The organism is Salmonella sp. SAL4457, from assembly GCF_046548235.1.
Taxonomy (GTDB): Bacteria; Pseudomonadota; Gammaproteobacteria; order Enterobacterales; family Enterobacteriaceae; genus Salmonella; species Salmonella enterica.
Genome location: NZ_JBGDZO010000907.1, coordinates 1 through 253 on the forward strand (window position 1 = coordinate 1; position 253 = coordinate 253).

The 253-nt window shown below is 70.8% G+C and carries 1 protein-coding gene; it reads right to left on the bottom strand.

Features of this window, described 5'->3' with window-relative positions; translation table 11 throughout:
• Nucleotides 1–253: hypothetical protein (locus ACLJNW_RS26825; RefSeq protein ID WP_410961599.1), on the bottom strand; the 253-nt coding region annotated here is incomplete at both ends.

Here is a 253-nt window from a genome sequence, read left to right on the forward strand (position 1 = left end):
GCTGCAGGCTGCCCTGGCGATAACGCAGCAGGCCGACGGCGCCGCACTGGAGAAAGTGCACGCCTCCGGCATGGACCAGCAGCAACCCCGCCGCCAGCTCGAGCACGCCCGGCTCGCCTTCGCGGCGCCGGCGATAGAGCTGCATGTTCAGCGAAGCCAGGACCTGCCGCGCCGCCTGCGCTTCCGGCCAACCCTCGGGGGTACAGGCGTAGTCGGCGAACAGGGCGTCGAGATGGCCTTCGATGGCCTGCAC